The organism is Asprobacillus argus (assembly GCF_032248395.1).
GTDB lineage: Bacteria > Bacteroidota > Bacteroidia > Flavobacteriales > Flavobacteriaceae > Polaribacter > Polaribacter argus.
On record NZ_JAVTTO010000004.1, the window covers coordinates 22,324 to 38,853 of the forward strand.

At 35.0% G+C, this 16,530-nt stretch carries 20 protein-coding genes; 15 read left to right on the forward strand and 5 right to left on the reverse strand.

The window, feature by feature from the left end; genetic code table 11:
* Window positions 1-10: 10 nt before the first annotated feature.
* The 13 genes from rplO (at window position 11) to RQM59_RS10350 (ending at window position 10,565) form a co-directional block, all read left to right on the forward strand.
* Window positions 11-460, forward strand: a complete 450-nt coding sequence (gene rplO, locus RQM59_RS10290; protein ID WP_349242024.1) for a 50S ribosomal protein L15 — start codon at window positions 11-13, stop codon at window positions 458-460.
* A gap of 13 nt (window positions 461-473) precedes the next feature.
* On the forward strand, window positions 474-1,808 hold the full coding sequence (gene secY / locus RQM59_RS10295) for a preprotein translocase subunit SecY (RefSeq protein WP_432208144.1): 1,335 nt from the start codon (window positions 474-476) through the stop codon (window positions 1,806-1,808).
* A 2-nt stretch (window positions 1,809-1,810) separates the two neighbouring features.
* Window positions 1,811-2,026: a translation initiation factor IF-1 gene (gene infA / locus RQM59_RS10300; RefSeq protein ID WP_068206835.1), complete on the forward strand. Its 216-nt coding sequence runs from the start codon at window positions 1,811-1,813 to the stop codon at window positions 2,024-2,026.
* Between the two features lie 12 nt (window positions 2,027-2,038).
* Window positions 2,039-2,155: a type B 50S ribosomal protein L36 gene (gene ykgO / locus RQM59_RS10305; protein ID WP_072554239.1), complete on the forward strand. Its 117-nt coding sequence runs from the start codon at window positions 2,039-2,041 to the stop codon at window positions 2,153-2,155.
* On the forward strand, window positions 2,155-2,520 hold the full coding sequence (gene rpsM / locus RQM59_RS10310; protein ID WP_349242026.1) for a 30S ribosomal protein S13: 366 nt from the start codon (window positions 2,155-2,157) through the stop codon (window positions 2,518-2,520). Before ykgO ends, rpsM begins: the two co-directional genes overlap by 1 nt.
* Window positions 2,521-2,600: 80 nt before the next feature.
* Window positions 2,601-2,984 carry a 30S ribosomal protein S11 gene (gene rpsK / locus RQM59_RS10315; protein ID WP_349242027.1) on the forward strand — a complete coding sequence of 128 codons (384 nt, stop codon included), beginning with the start codon at window positions 2,601-2,603 and terminating at the stop codon, window positions 2,982-2,984.
* 82 nt (window positions 2,985-3,066) lie between these two features.
* On the forward strand, window positions 3,067-3,672 hold the full coding sequence (rpsD, locus tag RQM59_RS10320; protein WP_349242028.1) for a 30S ribosomal protein S4: 606 nt from the start codon (window positions 3,067-3,069) through the stop codon (window positions 3,670-3,672).
* 98 nt (window positions 3,673-3,770) lie between these two features.
* Window positions 3,771-4,763, forward strand: a complete 993-nt coding sequence (locus RQM59_RS10325) for a DNA-directed RNA polymerase subunit alpha (protein ID WP_349242029.1) — start codon at window positions 3,771-3,773, stop codon at window positions 4,761-4,763.
* Between the two features lie 61 nt (window positions 4,764-4,824).
* The gene (gene rplQ, locus RQM59_RS10330) at window positions 4,825-5,310 is read left to right on the forward strand and encodes a 50S ribosomal protein L17 (protein WP_349242030.1); all 486 of its coding nucleotides are present in this window, start codon (window positions 4,825-4,827) and stop codon (window positions 5,308-5,310) included.
* 91 nt (window positions 5,311-5,401) lie between these two features.
* Entirely contained in the window at window positions 5,402-6,520 is a 1,119-nt protein-coding gene (gene carA, locus RQM59_RS10335; protein ID WP_349242031.1) for a glutamine-hydrolyzing carbamoyl-phosphate synthase small subunit, read from the forward strand.
* A 321-nt stretch (window positions 6,521-6,841) separates the two neighbouring features.
* A complete protein-coding gene (eno, locus tag RQM59_RS10340) occupies window positions 6,842-8,128 on the forward strand; it encodes a phosphopyruvate hydratase (protein WP_349242032.1) in 1,287 nt (428 codons plus the stop codon).
* 175 nt (window positions 8,129-8,303) lie between these two features.
* The gene (locus RQM59_RS10345) at window positions 8,304-9,590 is read left to right on the forward strand and encodes a citrate synthase (RefSeq protein ID WP_349242033.1); all 1,287 of its coding nucleotides are present in this window, start codon (window positions 8,304-8,306) and stop codon (window positions 9,588-9,590) included.
* A gap of 60 nt (window positions 9,591-9,650) precedes the next feature.
* The gene (locus tag RQM59_RS10350; protein WP_349242034.1) at window positions 9,651-10,565 is read left to right on the forward strand and encodes a dimethylarginine dimethylaminohydrolase family protein; all 915 of its coding nucleotides are present in this window, start codon (window positions 9,651-9,653) and stop codon (window positions 10,563-10,565) included.
* Here the strand turns inward: RQM59_RS10350 and RQM59_RS10355 are convergent.
* Both RQM59_RS10355 and RQM59_RS10360 read right to left on the reverse strand, forming a co-directional pair.
* A complete protein-coding gene (locus RQM59_RS10355; RefSeq protein WP_349242035.1) occupies window positions 10,551-11,093 on the reverse strand; it encodes a cupin domain-containing protein in 543 nt (180 codons plus the stop codon). The genes RQM59_RS10350 and RQM59_RS10355 overlap by 15 nt on opposite strands.
* A 100-nt stretch (window positions 11,094-11,193) precedes the next feature.
* A complete protein-coding gene (locus tag RQM59_RS10360; protein WP_349242036.1) occupies window positions 11,194-12,354 on the reverse strand; it encodes a M20/M25/M40 family metallo-hydrolase in 1,161 nt (386 codons plus the stop codon).
* Window positions 12,355-12,490: 136 nt separating this feature from the next.
* Here RQM59_RS10360 and ctlX point away from each other — a divergent pair, with 136 nt between their 5' ends.
* Window positions 12,491-13,426, forward strand: a complete 936-nt coding sequence (gene ctlX, locus RQM59_RS10365; RefSeq protein ID WP_349242037.1) for a citrulline utilization hydrolase CtlX — start codon at window positions 12,491-12,493, stop codon at window positions 13,424-13,426.
* Here ctlX and RQM59_RS10370 read toward each other — a convergent pair.
* A complete protein-coding gene (locus RQM59_RS10370) occupies window positions 13,423-13,761 on the reverse strand; it encodes a chromophore lyase CpcT/CpeT (RefSeq protein ID WP_349242482.1) in 339 nt (112 codons plus the stop codon). The two genes, ctlX and RQM59_RS10370, sit on opposite strands and share 4 nt — an antisense overlap.
* Window positions 13,748-14,041 carry a CpcT/CpeT family chromophore lyase gene (locus RQM59_RS10375; RefSeq protein WP_349242038.1) on the reverse strand — a complete coding sequence of 98 codons (294 nt, stop codon included), beginning with the start codon at window positions 14,039-14,041 and terminating at the stop codon, window positions 13,748-13,750. Before RQM59_RS10375 ends, RQM59_RS10370 begins: the two co-directional genes overlap by 14 nt.
* A 68-nt stretch (window positions 14,042-14,109) precedes the next feature.
* Here RQM59_RS10375 and RQM59_RS10380 point away from each other — a divergent pair, with 68 nt between their 5' ends.
* The gene (locus tag RQM59_RS10380; RefSeq protein ID WP_349242039.1) at window positions 14,110-14,784 is read left to right on the forward strand and encodes a PrsW family intramembrane metalloprotease; all 675 of its coding nucleotides are present in this window, start codon (window positions 14,110-14,112) and stop codon (window positions 14,782-14,784) included.
* Here RQM59_RS10380 and pafA read toward each other — a convergent pair whose 3' ends face one another.
* Complete coding sequence (pafA, locus tag RQM59_RS10385) at window positions 14,785-16,425, reverse strand: alkaline phosphatase PafA (RefSeq protein ID WP_349242040.1); 1,641 nt, start codon at window positions 16,423-16,425, stop codon at window positions 14,785-14,787.
* Window positions 16,426-16,530: the final 105 nt, after the last annotated feature.

The window sequence follows — 16,530 nt, forward strand, 5'->3', positions numbered from 1 at the left end:
GATATTACAAATGAGTTTACATAACTTAAAACCAGCAGAAGGATCTGTTAAAAGCGGGAAAAGAATTGCAAGAGGTGAAGGTTCTGGTAAAGGTGGTACAGCCGCTAGAGGTCACAAAGGTGCAAAATCTCGTTCAGGTTATTCTAGAAAAATTGGATTTGAAGGTGGACAGATGCCACTTCAAAGACGTGTGCCTAAATTTGGTTTCACTAACATAAACCGTAAGGAATATGCTGGAGTCAATTTAGACAGACTTCAAGAATTAGTTGATAACAAGAAAATTACGGATACAGTAAATTTAGAAATTTTAGTTGCTAACGGTATCGTTGGTAAAAATGATCTAGTTAAAATCTTAGGTCGTGGAGAATTAAAAGCTAAATTAAATATTACTGTTCATAAATTTACTGCAACTGCAAAAGCCGCTATTGAAGCAGCTGGAGGAGAAGCAGTTACTTTATAAGATCACATAAATGATGAATTTTATAAAAACGTTAAAAGACATTTGGAAAATTGAAGAATTAAAGAATAAAATTCTTCTTACTATCGGTTTAATTGCTGTATATCGCTTTATGGCTCAAATTCCATTACCTGGGATTGATCCTACACAGTTAACAGCGCTAAAAAATAGTACCGATGGTGGAGGTCTTTTGGCTTTATTAAATGTATTTACTGGAGGAGCTTTTGCGAGAGCCTCTGTAATGGCATTGGGTATTATGCCTTATATCTCTGCGTCGATTGTAGTGCAGTTAATGGGAATTGCGGTTCCTTATTTGCAGAAACTACAAAAAGATGGGGAGAGTGGTAGAAAGAAGATCACTCAAATTACCAGATGGTTAACGATTGCAATTACGTTAGTTCAAGGACCAACATATATTATTGCAATTCAAAATTCGTTTGGTTTACCACCAGAAGCATTTCTTGTAGGTGGAACTACCTTTACTATATCTTCATTGATCATTTTAACAGCAGGAACTATTTTTGCTATGTGGTTAGGTGAACGTATTACGGATAAAGGAGTTGGAAATGGGATATCTTTATTAATTACAGTAGGTATTATAGCTAATTTCCCAGCAGCTTTCATCCAAGAGTTAGTTTCTAAAACAACTGCTTCGGGAGCTGGAGCTGGAGGAATTATGACCATCTTAATTGAAATCATAGTTTGGTTTGTTATTATCTTGTTAACAGTATTATTAGTTACTGCAGTTCGTAAAATTGCGGTACAATATGCTAGAAGAACAGTAGCAGGTAATATTCAGAACGTCGCAGGCTCTAGGGATTATATTCCTTTAAAGCTTAATGCAGCGGGAGTAATGCCAATCATTTTTGCACAAGCAATCATGTTTTTACCATTAGCACTGGCGAAGAGATTCCCTGTGTTGAATGATTTACAAGATATAAATGGGTTATCGTATAACATAGTGTTCGCATTATTGATTATCATCTTTAGCTTTTTCTATACTGCAATTACAATTCCTACGAATAAAATGGCAGAAGATTTAAAGCGAAGTGGAGGTTTTATTCCTGGAATTAGACCAGGAAAGGATACAGCCGAAAGATTAGATAGTGTGTTATCTAGAATTACATTTCCAGGATCATTATTTTTAGCAGCACTATCTGTATTACCAGCAATTGTGGTACAGTTTGGTGTTCAACAAAATTGGGCATTATTCTATGGAGGTACATCATTGATCATTATGGTTGGTGTTGCCATAGATACTATTCAACAAGTAAATTCTTATTTATTAAATCGCCATTATGATGGTTTAATGAAAACAGGAAGTAATAGTAACAGAAAATCATCAAAGTAAAAATGGCTAAACAACCAGCAATTCAACAAGACGGAACTATAACAGAAGCATTATCAAATGCTATGTTTCGTGTAGAATTAGAAAATGGACATATTGTAACGGCTCATATTTCTGGTAAAATGCGTATGCACTATATCAAGTTATTACCAGGTGATAAAGTAAAATTAGAAATGAGTCCTTACGATTTAACGAAGGCTAGAATTACTTATAGATATTAAAAATTAGAACTAATGAAAGTTAGAGCATCAATAAAGAAAAGAAGTGCCGACTGCAAGATTGTACGCAGAAAAGGCAGATTATATGTAATTAACAAACAAAATCCTAGATTTAAACAAAGACAAGGGTAATGGCAAGAATAGCAGGTATAGATATTCCAAAGAATAAAAGAGGAGTTATTGCTTTAACTTACATCTTTGGTATAGGAAACAGTAGAGCTAAAGAAATTTTAGCGAACGCAAAGGTTGACGAAAGTATTAAAGTTCAAGATTGGACTGATGATCAAATCGCAGCAATTAGAGAACAGGTTGGTAAATTTACCATAGAAGGAGAGTTACGTTCTGAAGTTCAATTAAGCATTAAGCGTTTAATGGATATCGGATGTCAACGTGGAATTAGACATAGATCTGGGTTGCCTTTAAGAGGTCAAAGAACTAAGAATAATTCTAGAACCAGAAAAGGTAAGAGAAAGACCGTAGCTAACAAGAAAAAATAGTCAGAAATAGTTATATGCTGCTAGTGTGCCGTGTTCTCGAACATATTTTACTAGATAGCTATTACTAAAACAAAACAATTATGGCAAAAGCAAGTTCAAAAAAACGTAAAGTAATCGTAGAAGCAGTAGGTGAAGCGCATATAAGCGCATCATTTAACAACATCATTGTTTCTTTAACAAATAAGAAAGGTGATGTGATCTCATGGTCATCAGCTGGTAAAATGGGCTTTAGAGGTTCTAAAAAGAATACTCCATATGCAGCTCAATTATCTGCAGAAGATTGTGCAAAAGTAGCTCACGAAGCCGGTTTGCGTAAAGTAAAAGTATATGTAAAAGGACCTGGTAATGGTAGAGAATCTGCTATCAGATCATTGCATAACTCAGGAATTGAAGTAACTGAAATCATCGATGTTACTCCAATGCCACACAACGGGTGTAGACCACCAAAAAGAAGAAGAGTATAATTAAATATTTTAACTAAGTAGGAAATAAAGATTATCGAAGGAGTAAGCCTTAATTCATAATCCCTGCTTTAATAACTAAGAAATGGCAAGATATACAGGACCAAAAACAAAAATTGCTCGTAAGTTTGGCGAAGCAATCTTCGGAGCAGATAAAAACTTCGAGAAAAGAAACTACCCTCCAGGGCAGCATGGAAATGCTAAAAGAAGAGGAAAAAAATCTGAATATGCTGTCCAGTTAATGGAGAAGCAAAAAGCGAAATATACCTATGGTATTTTAGAGCGTCAGTTCAGTAACTTATTTAAAAAAGCATCAGCTTCTAAAGGAATTACTGGTGAGGTTTTATTACAATTATGTGAAGCTCGTTTAGACAATGTAGTATACCGTTTAGGTATTGCTAACTCGAGAAGTGCTGCACGTCAATTAGTATCACACAGACATATTACCGTTAATGGTGGTATTGTAAATATACCGTCATACTCTTTAAAAGATGGAGATGTTGTTGCTGTACGAGAAAAATCAAAATCATTACAAGCTATTGACGATTCATTAGCGTCTAATAGTGCTGTATATGAATGGTTAAGCTGGAATGCTGATAAGAAAGAAGGAACGTATATTAAGTCTCCGGAAAGATTACAGATTCCTGAAAACATCAAAGAGCAATTAATCGTAGAATTATATTCTAAGTAATAAATTAATCATATTGGAATTTAGCCAAAGGGTTTGTTTGTACTTCTTCACACTTATAAACCGCGCAACTAGAAAACAATTAAAACGAAGAAATAAATATGGCAATATTAAACTTTCAAAAACCGGATAAAGTAATAATGATAGAGTCTACAGATTTTTCTGGAAGATTCGAATTCAGACCTTTAGAACCAGGTTTTGGTTTAACAGTAGGTAACGCCTTAAGAAGAGTTTTACTTTCTTCTTTAGAGGGTTTTGCAATTACATCTCTTAGAATAGATGGTGTAGAGCATGAGTTTTCAACTATCAATGGTATCGTAGAAGACGTAACAGAGATTATCTTAAACCTTAAACAAGTACGCTTTAAGAAGCAAATTGATGAGACTGATAAAGAAACTGTATCTATTGCAGTATCTGGTCAAGATCAATTAACTGCAGGTGATTTACAAAAATTCATTTCAGGATTTCAAGTATTAAATCCAGACTTGGTAATTTGTAACATGGACAAGTCTGTGAAATTAAATATGGAACTTGTTATTGAAAAAGGTAGAGGATTTGTACCGGCTGAGGAGAATAAAAAATCTGGAGCACCAATAGGTACTATTTTTACGGACTCTATTTACACCCCAATAAAGAATGTAAAGTATGCAATCGAAAATTTCCGTGTTGAACAAAAGACGGATTACGAAAAATTAGTTTTCGATATTGATACAGACGGTTCAATTAACCCAAAAGATGCATTAACAGAAGCAGCAAAAATTTTGATTCACCACTTTATGTTATTCTCCGATGAGAGAATTACATTAGAGGCAGATGAAATTGCTCAAACTGAAACGTATGATGAAGAGTCATTACACATGCGTCAATTATTGAAAACTAGATTGATCGACATGGATCTTTCTGTAAGAGCTTTAAATTGTTTAAAAGCTGCAGAAGTAGATACATTAGGAGACCTAGTTTCATTTAACAAGAGTGATTTAATGAAATTCAGAAACTTCGGTAAAAAATCATTAACGGAACTAGAAGAACTAGTAAATGTTAAAGGATTGAATTTCGGAATGGATTTAACCAAATATAAATTAGATAGAGATTAACCCTTCCATATTTTGCTCCTCAAAAGAGTTGCAGCAAGATGGGAGCTAAAACACATCGGTCATGAGACACGGAAAAAAGTTTAATCATTTAGGAAGAAAGACAGCGCATAGAAAGGCGATGTTAGCCAATATGGCTTGCTCTTTAATCGAGCACAAACGTATCAATACAACAGTAGCAAAAGCAAAAGCTTTACGTCAGTTTGTTGAGCCGTTAATTACTAAGTCTAAAGAGGATACTACTCACAATAGAAGAATTGTGTTTAGTTACTTAAGAAACAAATATGCAGTAACAGAGCTATTTAAAGAAGTATCTGTTAAAGTAGCGGACAGACCAGGTGGATATGTACGTATTATCAAGTTAGGAAACCGTCAGGGAGATAACGCTCCAATGGCAATGGTAGAACTAGTTGATTATAACGAACTATATAATCCTAATGGTAAAAAAGCTAAGAAATCTACTCGTAGAGGTAGAAGTAAGAAAGCTGCTGAGGCAACTGAAACTGTAGAAGCTGTTGAAACAACAACAGAAGAAAAAACAGAAGAATAAATGATGATTTTATCAAATCATATTAAAGGGATAAACGTTTAAGTTTATCCCTTTTTTTATATTTTTACATTACATAAACAACACTTTACTAATGGCGTATCAAGAAAGAAAAAAAGCACTTATTTTATTGGCAGACGGAACTATTTTTTATGGTAAGTCTGTTGGGATAGAAGGAACAGCGACTGGGGAAATTTGTTTTAATACAGGAATGACTGGTTATCAAGAGGTTTTTACAGATCCATCATATTTCGGTCAGTTAATGGTAACTACCAATGCACATATTGGAAACTATGGAGTAAATAAAGAAGAAGTAGAGTCTGAAGGAATAAAAATTGCCGGTCTAGTGTGTAGAAACTTTAGTTTTCCACATTCGAGAGTGGATTCTGATGGGAATCTTTTTGATTGGTTTGAAAAGCATAATTTGGTGGCTATTTCTGATGTAGACACCAGAGCGTTGGTTTCATATATTAGAGATAATGGAGCTATGAACGCTATTATTTCGACAGAAGTTGGTAATATAGATACGCTTAAGAAACAATTAGATGAGGTACCAAGTATGGAAGGATTGGAACTAGCATCTAAAGTTTCTACCAAAGAACCTTATTTTGTGGGTGATGAAAATGCACCTTATAGAGTGGCTGCCCTGGATATCGGAATTAAAAAGAATATCTTAAGAAATTTAGTGAAGAGAGGAGCGTATGTAAAAGTATTCCCATACAATGCCAGCTTTGAAGAGCTAGAAGCGTTTAACCCAGACGGGTATTTTATTTCTAATGGACCTGGGGATCCAGAACCGCTAACAGATGCACAAAATGTAGCCAAGGAAATTATAAAAAGAGACCTGCCGTTATTTGGAATTTGTTTAGGTCATCAGGTAATTGCATTAGCTAATGGAATTTCGACATATAAGATGCATAATGGACATAGAGGAATCAATCACCCAGTAATAAACTTGATTACAGGAAAAGGAGAGATTACTTCGCAGAATCATGGATTTGCCATCAATAGAGAGGAAACTGAAACACATCCGGATATAGAAATTACGCATGAGCATTTAAATGATCATACAGTAGCTGGAATAAGGATAAAAGGTAAAAATATTTTTTCTGTTCAATACCATCCGGAGGCTAGCCCAGGACCTCATGATGCCGAATATTTATTCGATGAGTTTATAGAAAATATTAAAAAACAAAAAACTGCTGTTATATAACAGCAGTTTTTTTCATTGAACGATATTTTTTTACCATTCATCTAAGAAATTAAACTTTTTATCGATTTTATTTGGTAAAAGCCCATTAATCTGCTATTTTTGACGTGAGTGATATTTATATCACTTTCTTTTTCATAGCAATTTTCCCACTCTTAGGAGTGGGTTTTTTTATGCCATATATTTCCATTTGTTTTTTTCTAAAGAGGTTTCTTGAAATCGATTTCGTAATAAATCTAATTTCATATCTATAAAAACCCTACTTATTGCGTAAATTAGCGCGTGAAAAATAATGGTAATAAAAAACATAAAAAATAAACCAATATGAGTATCATAATTAACATTCACGCGCGTCAAATTTTTGATTCAAGAGGAAACCCAACGGTTGAAGTTGATGTAACTACCGAAAACGGTATTTCAGGAAGAGCAGCTGTACCGTCAGGAGCCTCTACAGGAGAACATGAGGCTGTTGAATTACGAGATGGAGGAACTACATATATGGGAAAAGGAGTCTTAAAGGCTGTGGAAAATGTAAATACCATTATTGCTCAAGAATTACTTGGAACTTCTGTGTTTGAGCAAAACTTGATAGATAAAATAATGATCGACCTTGATGGAACACCAAATAAATCAAAGCTAGGGGCGAACGCTGTTTTAGGAGTTTCGCTTGCGGCGGCTAAAGCAGCGGCGAATGAACTTGGAATGCCATTGTATAGATATGTAGGAGGTGTTTCTGCAAATACATTACCACTTCCAATGATGAATATTATAAATGGAGGTTCTCACTCAGATGCACCGATTGCCTTTCAAGAATTCATGATCATGCCAGTAAAAGCATCAAATTTTACAGAGGCAATGCAAATGGGGTCAGAAATATTTCATCACCTTAAAAAAGTGTTACATGATAGAGGCCTATCGACCGCTGTAGGAGACGAAGGTGGATTTGCACCTACGTTAGATGGTACAGAAGATGCTCTAGATACGATTGAGTTAGCTGTGAAAAATGCTGGATATACATTTGGAGATGAGATTATGATTGCTCTAGATTGTGCCGCTGCAGAATTCTACGTAGATGGAAAATATGACTATGCTAAATTTGAAGGAGATTCTGGAAAAGTTAGAACCAGTCAAGAACAAGCAGATTATTTAGCTGAATTAACTGAAAAATACCCAATTATTTCAATTGAAGATGGAATGGATGAGAATGACTGGGAAGGATGGAAGTATTTAACGGAAAAAGTGGGAGATACTGTACAATTAGTAGGGGACGATTTATTTGTAACGAATGTTGAACGTCTGTCTAGAGGAATTGATAATGGTATTGCGAATTCTATTTTAATAAAGGTAAACCAAATTGGTACATTGACGGAAACCATTGCAGCTGTTAACATGGCAAAAAATGCTGGATACACATCCGTAATGAGTCACCGATCAGGGGAGACAGAAGATAATACAATCGCAGACTTGGCTGTAGCATTAAATACTGGGCAAATTAAAACGGGTTCTGCATCTCGATCTGACAGAATGGCGAAGTACAATCAATTATTGCGTATAGAGGAAGAATTAGGAGAAGTTGCCTATTTTCCTCAGCAAAAGGCATTTAAAATCTAATATAGTAAACGAAATAAAGTGAAAACCTCATAATGTAAATTATGAGGTTTTTTTTCGACTTTCATAATCGACAGAAGTTATTTTCTCATATCGAAAAACTATAGCTGTATTTTTTAAAAATACTTTAATTTGGCTATCTTTGTAAGACTTCAGAATAATTAAAAAAATATATATAATGTCAGATAAAGCAACGTTGCAAGTAGGAGGAAATTCTTATGAGTTTCCATTAATAGAAGGAACAGAAAATGAAATAGCAATTGATGTAAAAACGCTTCGAGGAGCTACTAATGGCATAATCACTATTGACCCAGGATATAAAAACACAGGAGCTTGTTTAAGTGGGATTACCTTTTTAAATGGAGAAAAAGGAATTTTAAGATACAGAGGGTATTCTATTGAAGAGCTAGCAGAGAAGGCGGATTTTTTAGAGGTTGCTTATGCGTTAATTTTTGGGGATTTACCAACGACTGATCAGTTAGCACAATTTCACAGTGATATCCGTGAAAAAGCAATTATAGATGATGATGTAAAGAAAATTTTAGATGCTTTTCCGAAAGTGGCACACCCAATGGGAGTGTTATCGTCACTAACATCTGCGTTGACAGCTTTTAATCCGTCATCTGTAAATGTTGATTCTGAAGAAGAAATGTACAGAGCGATTGTGAAAATTATGGGGAAATTTCCTGTTTTAGTAGCTTGGGCAATGCGAAAAAAACAAGGCCTACCATTAAGCTATGGTTCCAATTCTTTAGGATATGTAGAGAATGTATTAACAATGATGTTCCAAAGACCAGATGAAGAATATGTAATTAATCCAATTATAAAAGATGCTCTTGATAAATTATTGATTTTACACGCAGATCACGAACAGAATTGTTCTACTTCAACGGTAAGAATAGTTGGATCTTCTCATGCAGGACTATTTCCATCCTTATCAGCTGGAATTTCAGCGCTTTGGGGACCATTGCATGGCGGAGCAAATCAAGCGGTGCTAGAAATGCTGGAAGCTATTAAAGAAGATGGAGGAGATACTAAAAAATACATGGCGAAAGCTAAGGATAAGAATGACCCTTTCCGTTTAATGGGGTTTGGACATAGAGTTTATAAGAACTTTGACCCAAGAGCTAAGATCATAAAAAAAGCTGCGGATCAAGTTTTGAATGACCTAGGAGTAGAGGATCCTATTTTGGAGATTGCTAAAGGCCTGGAGCAAGAAGCATTGAACGATCCATATTTTGTAGATAGAAAATTGTATCCTAATGTAGATTTTTATTCAGGTATAATCTATAGAGCCATGGGAATCCCAGTAGAAATGTTTACCGTAATGTTTGCCTTAGGACGTTTACCGGGATGGATAGCGCAGTGGAGAGAAATGCGCTTAAACAAGGAGCCTATTGGAAGGCCTCGCCAGATTTATACTGGAGAAAACCATAGAGCCTTTACAGAAATTAAAAAAAGATAATTTAGATATAATATAAAATGAAAGCTTCATATTCCAATGAAGCTTTTTTATGTGTAGTTTATGCTAAAATTAAATATAAAGAACGAAACGTCAAGATTAAGAGCAGTAGTACTAGGGACTGCTGAAAATAATGGCCCAGCGCCGTTACTTGACGAATGTTACGACCCAAAGAGTAGAGAACATGTGTTAGCTGGAACGTACCCAAAAGAAGAAGACATGATACCAGAAATGGAATCGGTAGCAGCTGTTTTTAATAAGTACGACGTAGCAGTATATCGACCAGAGATTATTAAAGACTATAATCAAATATTTTCACGTGATATAGCTTTTGTTATTGAAGATAAATTTATTAGAGCGAATATTTTACCTGATAGAGATAAAGAGATTTTAGCGATAGAACATGTCTGGAGCCAAATACCAAAAGAAAATAGAATTACATTACCTGAAGAATGTCATATAGAAGGAGGGGACGTAATGCCATGGAATGATTATATCTTTGTTGGTACGTATTCAGGTGAAGATTACCCAGACTATATTACTGCAAGAACAAATATGGACGCGGTAATTGCATTACAAGAATTATTTCCAAATAAGAAAGTGAAGTCTTTTGAGCTCCGAAAATCTAATACAAATGCAAAGGATAATGCATTGCATTTAGATTGTTGTTTTCAACCTATAGGGAAAGACAAAGCAATACTACATAAGAATGGCTTTTTAGTTGAGAGCGAGTATGAATGGCTGGTTAGTTATTTCGGTCAAGAGAATATTTTCGAAATTAATAAAGAAGAGATGTACAATATGAATAGTAATGTATTCTCAATTTCGGAAAATGTAATCATTTCAGAAAAGAACTTCACCCGGTTAAACACCTGGTTAAGAGCCCAAGGATTTACCGTAGAGGAAGTGCCGTATCAAGAAATAGCAAAACAAGAAGGGCTGTTACGTTGTTCCACGATGCCTTTAATTAGAGATTAAGGGATCCTTATAGCCTAAAAAGCGTGCAATCTTAGCGCCAAATTTCCAAACCTGTTTTTGAAATTTCCAAGGAATTCCTTTGAAATAAGAGTCGACATAGTTCATCAAAATAAAGCTGTGAAACAAGTTGCGCGGAATATTATTTTTGTAAACTTTCCCTTTTTGAGCAAGATAATAATTGAACCGTAACCCCTTTTCTATATCAACTGGAGGATAAATTTCTGCATGCAAAACGGTCTCTGTATCCAACGGGTTCCAAAAGGCATGTAGTGTCAGTTTATCAATGATAACCTTATCACTTTCTGCAGTGAGAATATGCAATTTTTTTCCTTCATAAAGATGTAGTTCACCCGACAATACTTTGAAGCTTTCCTTTTGATGTGGATGAAAATGTTTTGGACTTTTTGCCCAATCCGATTTAGGTGCTAATGTTAAAATGAATTCTGAAACTTCGCCATTTGTTTCCTTGGCCGTTTTAATAAATCTAAGAGTATCTCCAGTTACTGGATTAAACAGCGTATCACTCATGCTTAAAATGTTTTTACAAAGATACTCAGAGATGTGAGTTCGTGCATCAGCAATTCGTCACATATGTGTGTACTTTGTCACATAATTAATAAACGTCCAGCTAGTTTAATACGATCTTCTTGGTAAAGGAAGCATTCTCAGTTTTAAAGACCACCATATAGATACCTTTTCTTAATGAAGATAGGTCAAGACTTGTGGTAGTAGTATCGATCGAAGACGTGTACACTTCTTTACCCAATACATTTAGTATTTTAATATTAAATGTTTTTGTACTAGTGTTTTTCAAATTAATGATTCCATCGGAAGGATTAGGATAGATCGTAACTTTTTTAGCCATTTCATCCTCCAGATCTACACCCAGTGTTTGCGTGCCAACGGCAAAATGTAGCGCTGCTCCTAAAGATCCTTTGGTCACCTGAAAAAGGTAATCTACATCCATGTTGGATAACACATCATTTGAAGTATGAGCGTAAGGGCTTTCGTTTTTTTCGTATAAACCAGTAATAATCTCTCCATTATTTTCAAAAGGAACATAATCTGATCCATAGGCATTCGATATTTCTGTATCTAAAGTAGAGTACAACTCCATAGCATTCGCTAGAATTTGTGTCATAGCAGCAGATGCAGCGTTGTTGGTGGTTGGACTACTTGTATCTTGTTCACAAACTATGGTATCATTTACCATACCACTGACACCACCTACTTCATCAATATTAAAAACAAGCTCAATATCCAAACTTTGTGGGACCACAGTATTATTTACGTAATAGTTACTCCCAATTAAACCATTTTCCTCGCCACTAAAGTGTATAAACTTTATGGAGTATTCTGTGTCAATATCTTTTAGCAATCTGGCCAATTCCAAAATCAAAGCGGTTCCGCTACCATTATCATTGGTTCCAGTTCCATTAATAGTATCATAATGTCCATCGATGATCACATATGTATTCGGATAAAGGGTTCCCGTTTTAGTTATGATAATATTATGGGTTGTTCCGCCGGAAAAAGAAAATGCTTGTTCCACAATATCAGTATAACCTAAACTCTCATATCTGCTTTTTATCCAGGCTTGAGTATTATCTAATGCAGTGGTATTGATTTCTTTAACGCCTAAACTTTCAAAGGTGTTAAGATCTGCTAGAATATTAGCAGAAGAAACGTTATTTACGATTCCGCTATAAAAGCTATTCAATGTTTGAGCGCTGACAGTAGCAGACAGAACTATAAACAACAAAAAGCTCAGGAGTATTTGTTTAAACATATTTGAATTAATGATTGTGCTAATTTATGGCTTTTCAAGCGATTAACAAAGGATGACGAAAATGACCTTTTTTATTATTGTTATCTATTTATAAATTCCATTTAAAGTGATAATTTTGCGTATCAAGATTTTATAAATGCAACAGACTACAAATACCATTCTAATGATTCGCCCTATAGGTTTTAGGATGAACGAACAAACTGCTGTAAATAACTATTATCAAAAGGTGCTCGATAATTTATTACCAGCAACAGTGAACAAAAAAGCACAGGAAGAGTTTGATCAATATGTTGAAAAGCTTCGTAGTTATGGTATTCATGTAGTTGTGGTATCTGACACAAAAGAATTTGATACACCAGATTCTATATTCCCCAACAATTGGATCTCGTTTCATCAGGAGGGAACCGTTGGACTATATCCGATGTTTGCAGAAAATCGTCGCTTGGAACGAAGAGAAGATGTCCTAGAAAAACTAGAGTCTGAAGGATTTCTTATAAATGATATTGTGGATTATACTTCGGCCGAAGAAGAAGAAGTTTTTTTAGAAGGAACAGGGAGTCTGTTGTTGGATAGAATCCATAAAAAAGCATACTGTGCATTATCACCAAGAGCAGACGAAGACCTCTTTATTGAGTTTTGTGAAGATTTCGAATACACGCCCGTTGTTTTTACGGCAAATCAAACAGTGAACAGAAAAAGAGAGGCTATTTATCATACTAATGTTATGATGTGTTTAGCAGAAACTTTTGCCGTAATATGTTTAGATAGTATTGATGATAAGAAAGAACGAAAAAATGTGATCAAGCACTTAAAACAAGATGGTAAAGAAGTAATTGATATTTCTGAAGATCAAGTCAACAATTTTGCTGGAAATATGTTGCAGGTTAGAGGTGAAAGAGATCAACGTTTTTTGGTGATGAGCCAAGCGGCATATGATTCACTTACCAAAGCACAAATAGCTCAAATTGAAAAACACTGTCCAATTATTTCTAGTTCATTAGATACTATTGAAGCTTGCGGTGGAGGTAGTGCACGTTGTATGATGGCGGAAGTCTTTTTGCCGAGAAATTAATTTTCTATTTCGTCGAAGACGTACCCCGCTTTTTCCGCTCCCCAGACGTGATTCCCGTCTGAGTCAAAACCTCTGTCCCAGGATACTATTTTACCTTTTGTGATTTCCACTTCACTGGTCGCGTAACTAGCTCCACGTAACGAACTTTTACATGTTTTAACTCCAGTGGCACCTTTAAAGTGATTTGCCCCAACCTTTTTAAGTAACACTTCGCATCCGGTTCGCTCCGTAAGGTCCTCAGGTAGGATCTTGTCAAAATCTTTAGGGTTTTTCCATGCACCTATCCATAAAGAATCCGAAGGAATAGTATATATGGCAGAACTAAAAAACGCTATCGTTTAAACGAGTTACTTTGTATACGCGTTGTCTATAGGGTCTGTTTTGCATAGAATTCAAAGCTTGTTCGACATACAAATAATTTCCTTTGTCTCTCCAAATAGGATACATATGAAGCGAAATATTATAATAGGAAGAGTCTATTTTTGCTTGCGCTTCGGAGTTAAAAGAACCTTGCATTATGGCAAATAATTCGTTTAATTCGACATCAGGTTTCTGCTCATTTTTGCAGCTAGATAAACCTAATAGAATAGCAAGTAAAAAAAGTAGACGTTTCATAAGTTGGTTGTTTCTCGCTAAGTTAAGAATTCTGATCAGATGTCAAAATTAAATGTATCTTTCGCATTATGAATTTACTATTGTTGGCTATAGCACCCGCTATGGTAATTATTATATATATCTACATAAAAGATAAGTTTGAAAAAGAACCCTTACGATTACTAATTAAGAATTTTCTGTTAGGCGCAATTATAAGTGTTCTTATTACTATTGCATTAGGATATTTGGTTGGGAGTATTTTACCACTACCTGATGAAAGGAGTGTGTTCCAGATGTTTCTGAAGGCATTTATAGTAGTTGCACTGGTTGAAGAGTTTTCTAAATATGTTATTGTTAGATATGTTTCACAAAGAAATAAAGCGTTTAATGAGCCTTTTGATGGGATTGTTTACGCTGTAATGGTGTCTATGGGTTTTGCAACTTTGGAGAATATCCTCTATGTTTTTCAGTATGGGGTTAGCACAGGTATTACCAGAGCATTTACCGCTGTGCCGGCGCATGCAACTTTTGCCATTCTGATGGGATACTTTATGGGGAAAGCCAAATTCTCTACAAATAGAGTTGTACTAAACCTAACTGGGTTATTCGTTGCTACTCTTTTTCATGGAGCATATGATTTCTTTTTGTTTATCAATTACATTCCAGGAATATGGTTAGGAGCCATTGTTTCGTTGATCGTAGGAATTGTATTATCAAAAAGAGCAATGAAGACGCATCAGAACAGCTCTAACTTTAGGTTTTAACTATTCAAGTACTTCGTGTATTATTTTCCCGGTAGATCCATTCGGAAACTCTATTTGTAATAAATTTGAAAGTGTTGGAGCAATATCGATAATGTTATATCGCTTTGCCGACCTTCCTTTTTTAATACCATTTCCATAAAAGATCATCGGAATATGTGTGTCATATGAATACCCTGAGCCATGCGTAGTACCTCCATTTTTATGACCAGTTATAGATGCAGGGTATGGAACAAGTAATACATCACCAGAGAATTTTTGATTATAGCCATTTTGTAGTGTCTTTAAAATACCGTCAGTAAAACTGGTCGTTTGCATTGTTCTGGCTGTAAGGGCTTTAAATATGCCATCAAAATTAATGGCCTCATCAGCGATTATCTGACTTACCTTATCAGCTGATAATCTTAACCTTTCCAATTCTTTCTTGTTTAAAAATACTTGATGATTTGAAATATTCTCTACAAGATTACCCGACTTAAAATGTTTTATGCAAAGGTCTTTCACAAATTGTCTGAATCCTTTCGAATCAAAATAATGTGCAGGCACTCTGATAGATTGTAAGTACGAAGGAACTTGAGCAGCGGCATGATCAGCCGTTAAAAATAAGGTATAATTACCTTTTCCAACTTCAGTATCTAAAAACGCAAAAAGTTCTGCCAAATCTTTATCTAAGCGCAAATAAGTATCTTCTACTTCAACCGCATCAGGACCATATTTATGTCCAACATAGTCGGTAGCAGAAAAGCTAATGGCTAAAAAATCGGTGTATGTTGTTTTTCCAAGATTTTCACCCTTTAATGCTGCCTTAGCAAGATCCAATGTCAGCGAATTGCCAAAAGGTGTTTCTTTGATAATACTATTTCCTCCATTCTGATCCTTTAAACCTGGTAAATCATGTGGAAATGTAGGCGTCTCTTCCCCTTTAAATGTTGCTTCAAATGGATTATTATCGGGCAGACTATTCGTGTATGTATGAATATTATAGAGTGTTTTCCACGGTTTTGAAACATATTTTTCAGCGGGTTTAGAGTTGTTAAAGTGCTGCACCCATTGTGGAAGTTCACTCATATAGAAGCTGCTAGTGATAACCTTACTTTCAGGTGAACTATCAAACCAATAAGCAGCGGTTGCAGTATGACCCGCAGGTAAGATAGACGATCTATCTTTTATAGCCACACCTATAGTTTTACCTTTCATATTTTGAGCCAGTCGTAATTGATCGGTAATCGTTGTTGTAAACATTCTGTATGGAGAACGTTGACCATATTTAGACTCAGATCCTACGGTGGTATACGTTGTGTCAGTGACGCAATAAATAGATTTGTGCGCATATTTGTCATACCACCAATTACCAATTATACCGTGCATATCTGGAGTTGTCCCAGTATAAATAGAAGTATGACCAACAGCTGTGTAAGTAGGAATATAATTGTAATGCGCATTTTCTAAAGAAAACCCGTTTTTAAGTACTCTTTTAAAACCATCATTCCCATATCTGTCATGGTATCTGGTGAGATAATCATATCTCATTTGATCGATTACGATTCCAACCACTAAGGATGGTTTTTTGTGAATTTCTTTTTCTTTTTTGCAACCTAAACAAATAAGAGATGTAAGAAGAAAAACTGAGATTAAATTTCTCATAAATAGGAAATTGGATTTAGATATATCAAATGTAATTATTTTTCGTTTGTTCATTACAATTACACAGAGAGTTAATGATATTTTAATACTTTAGCATAAATTAAT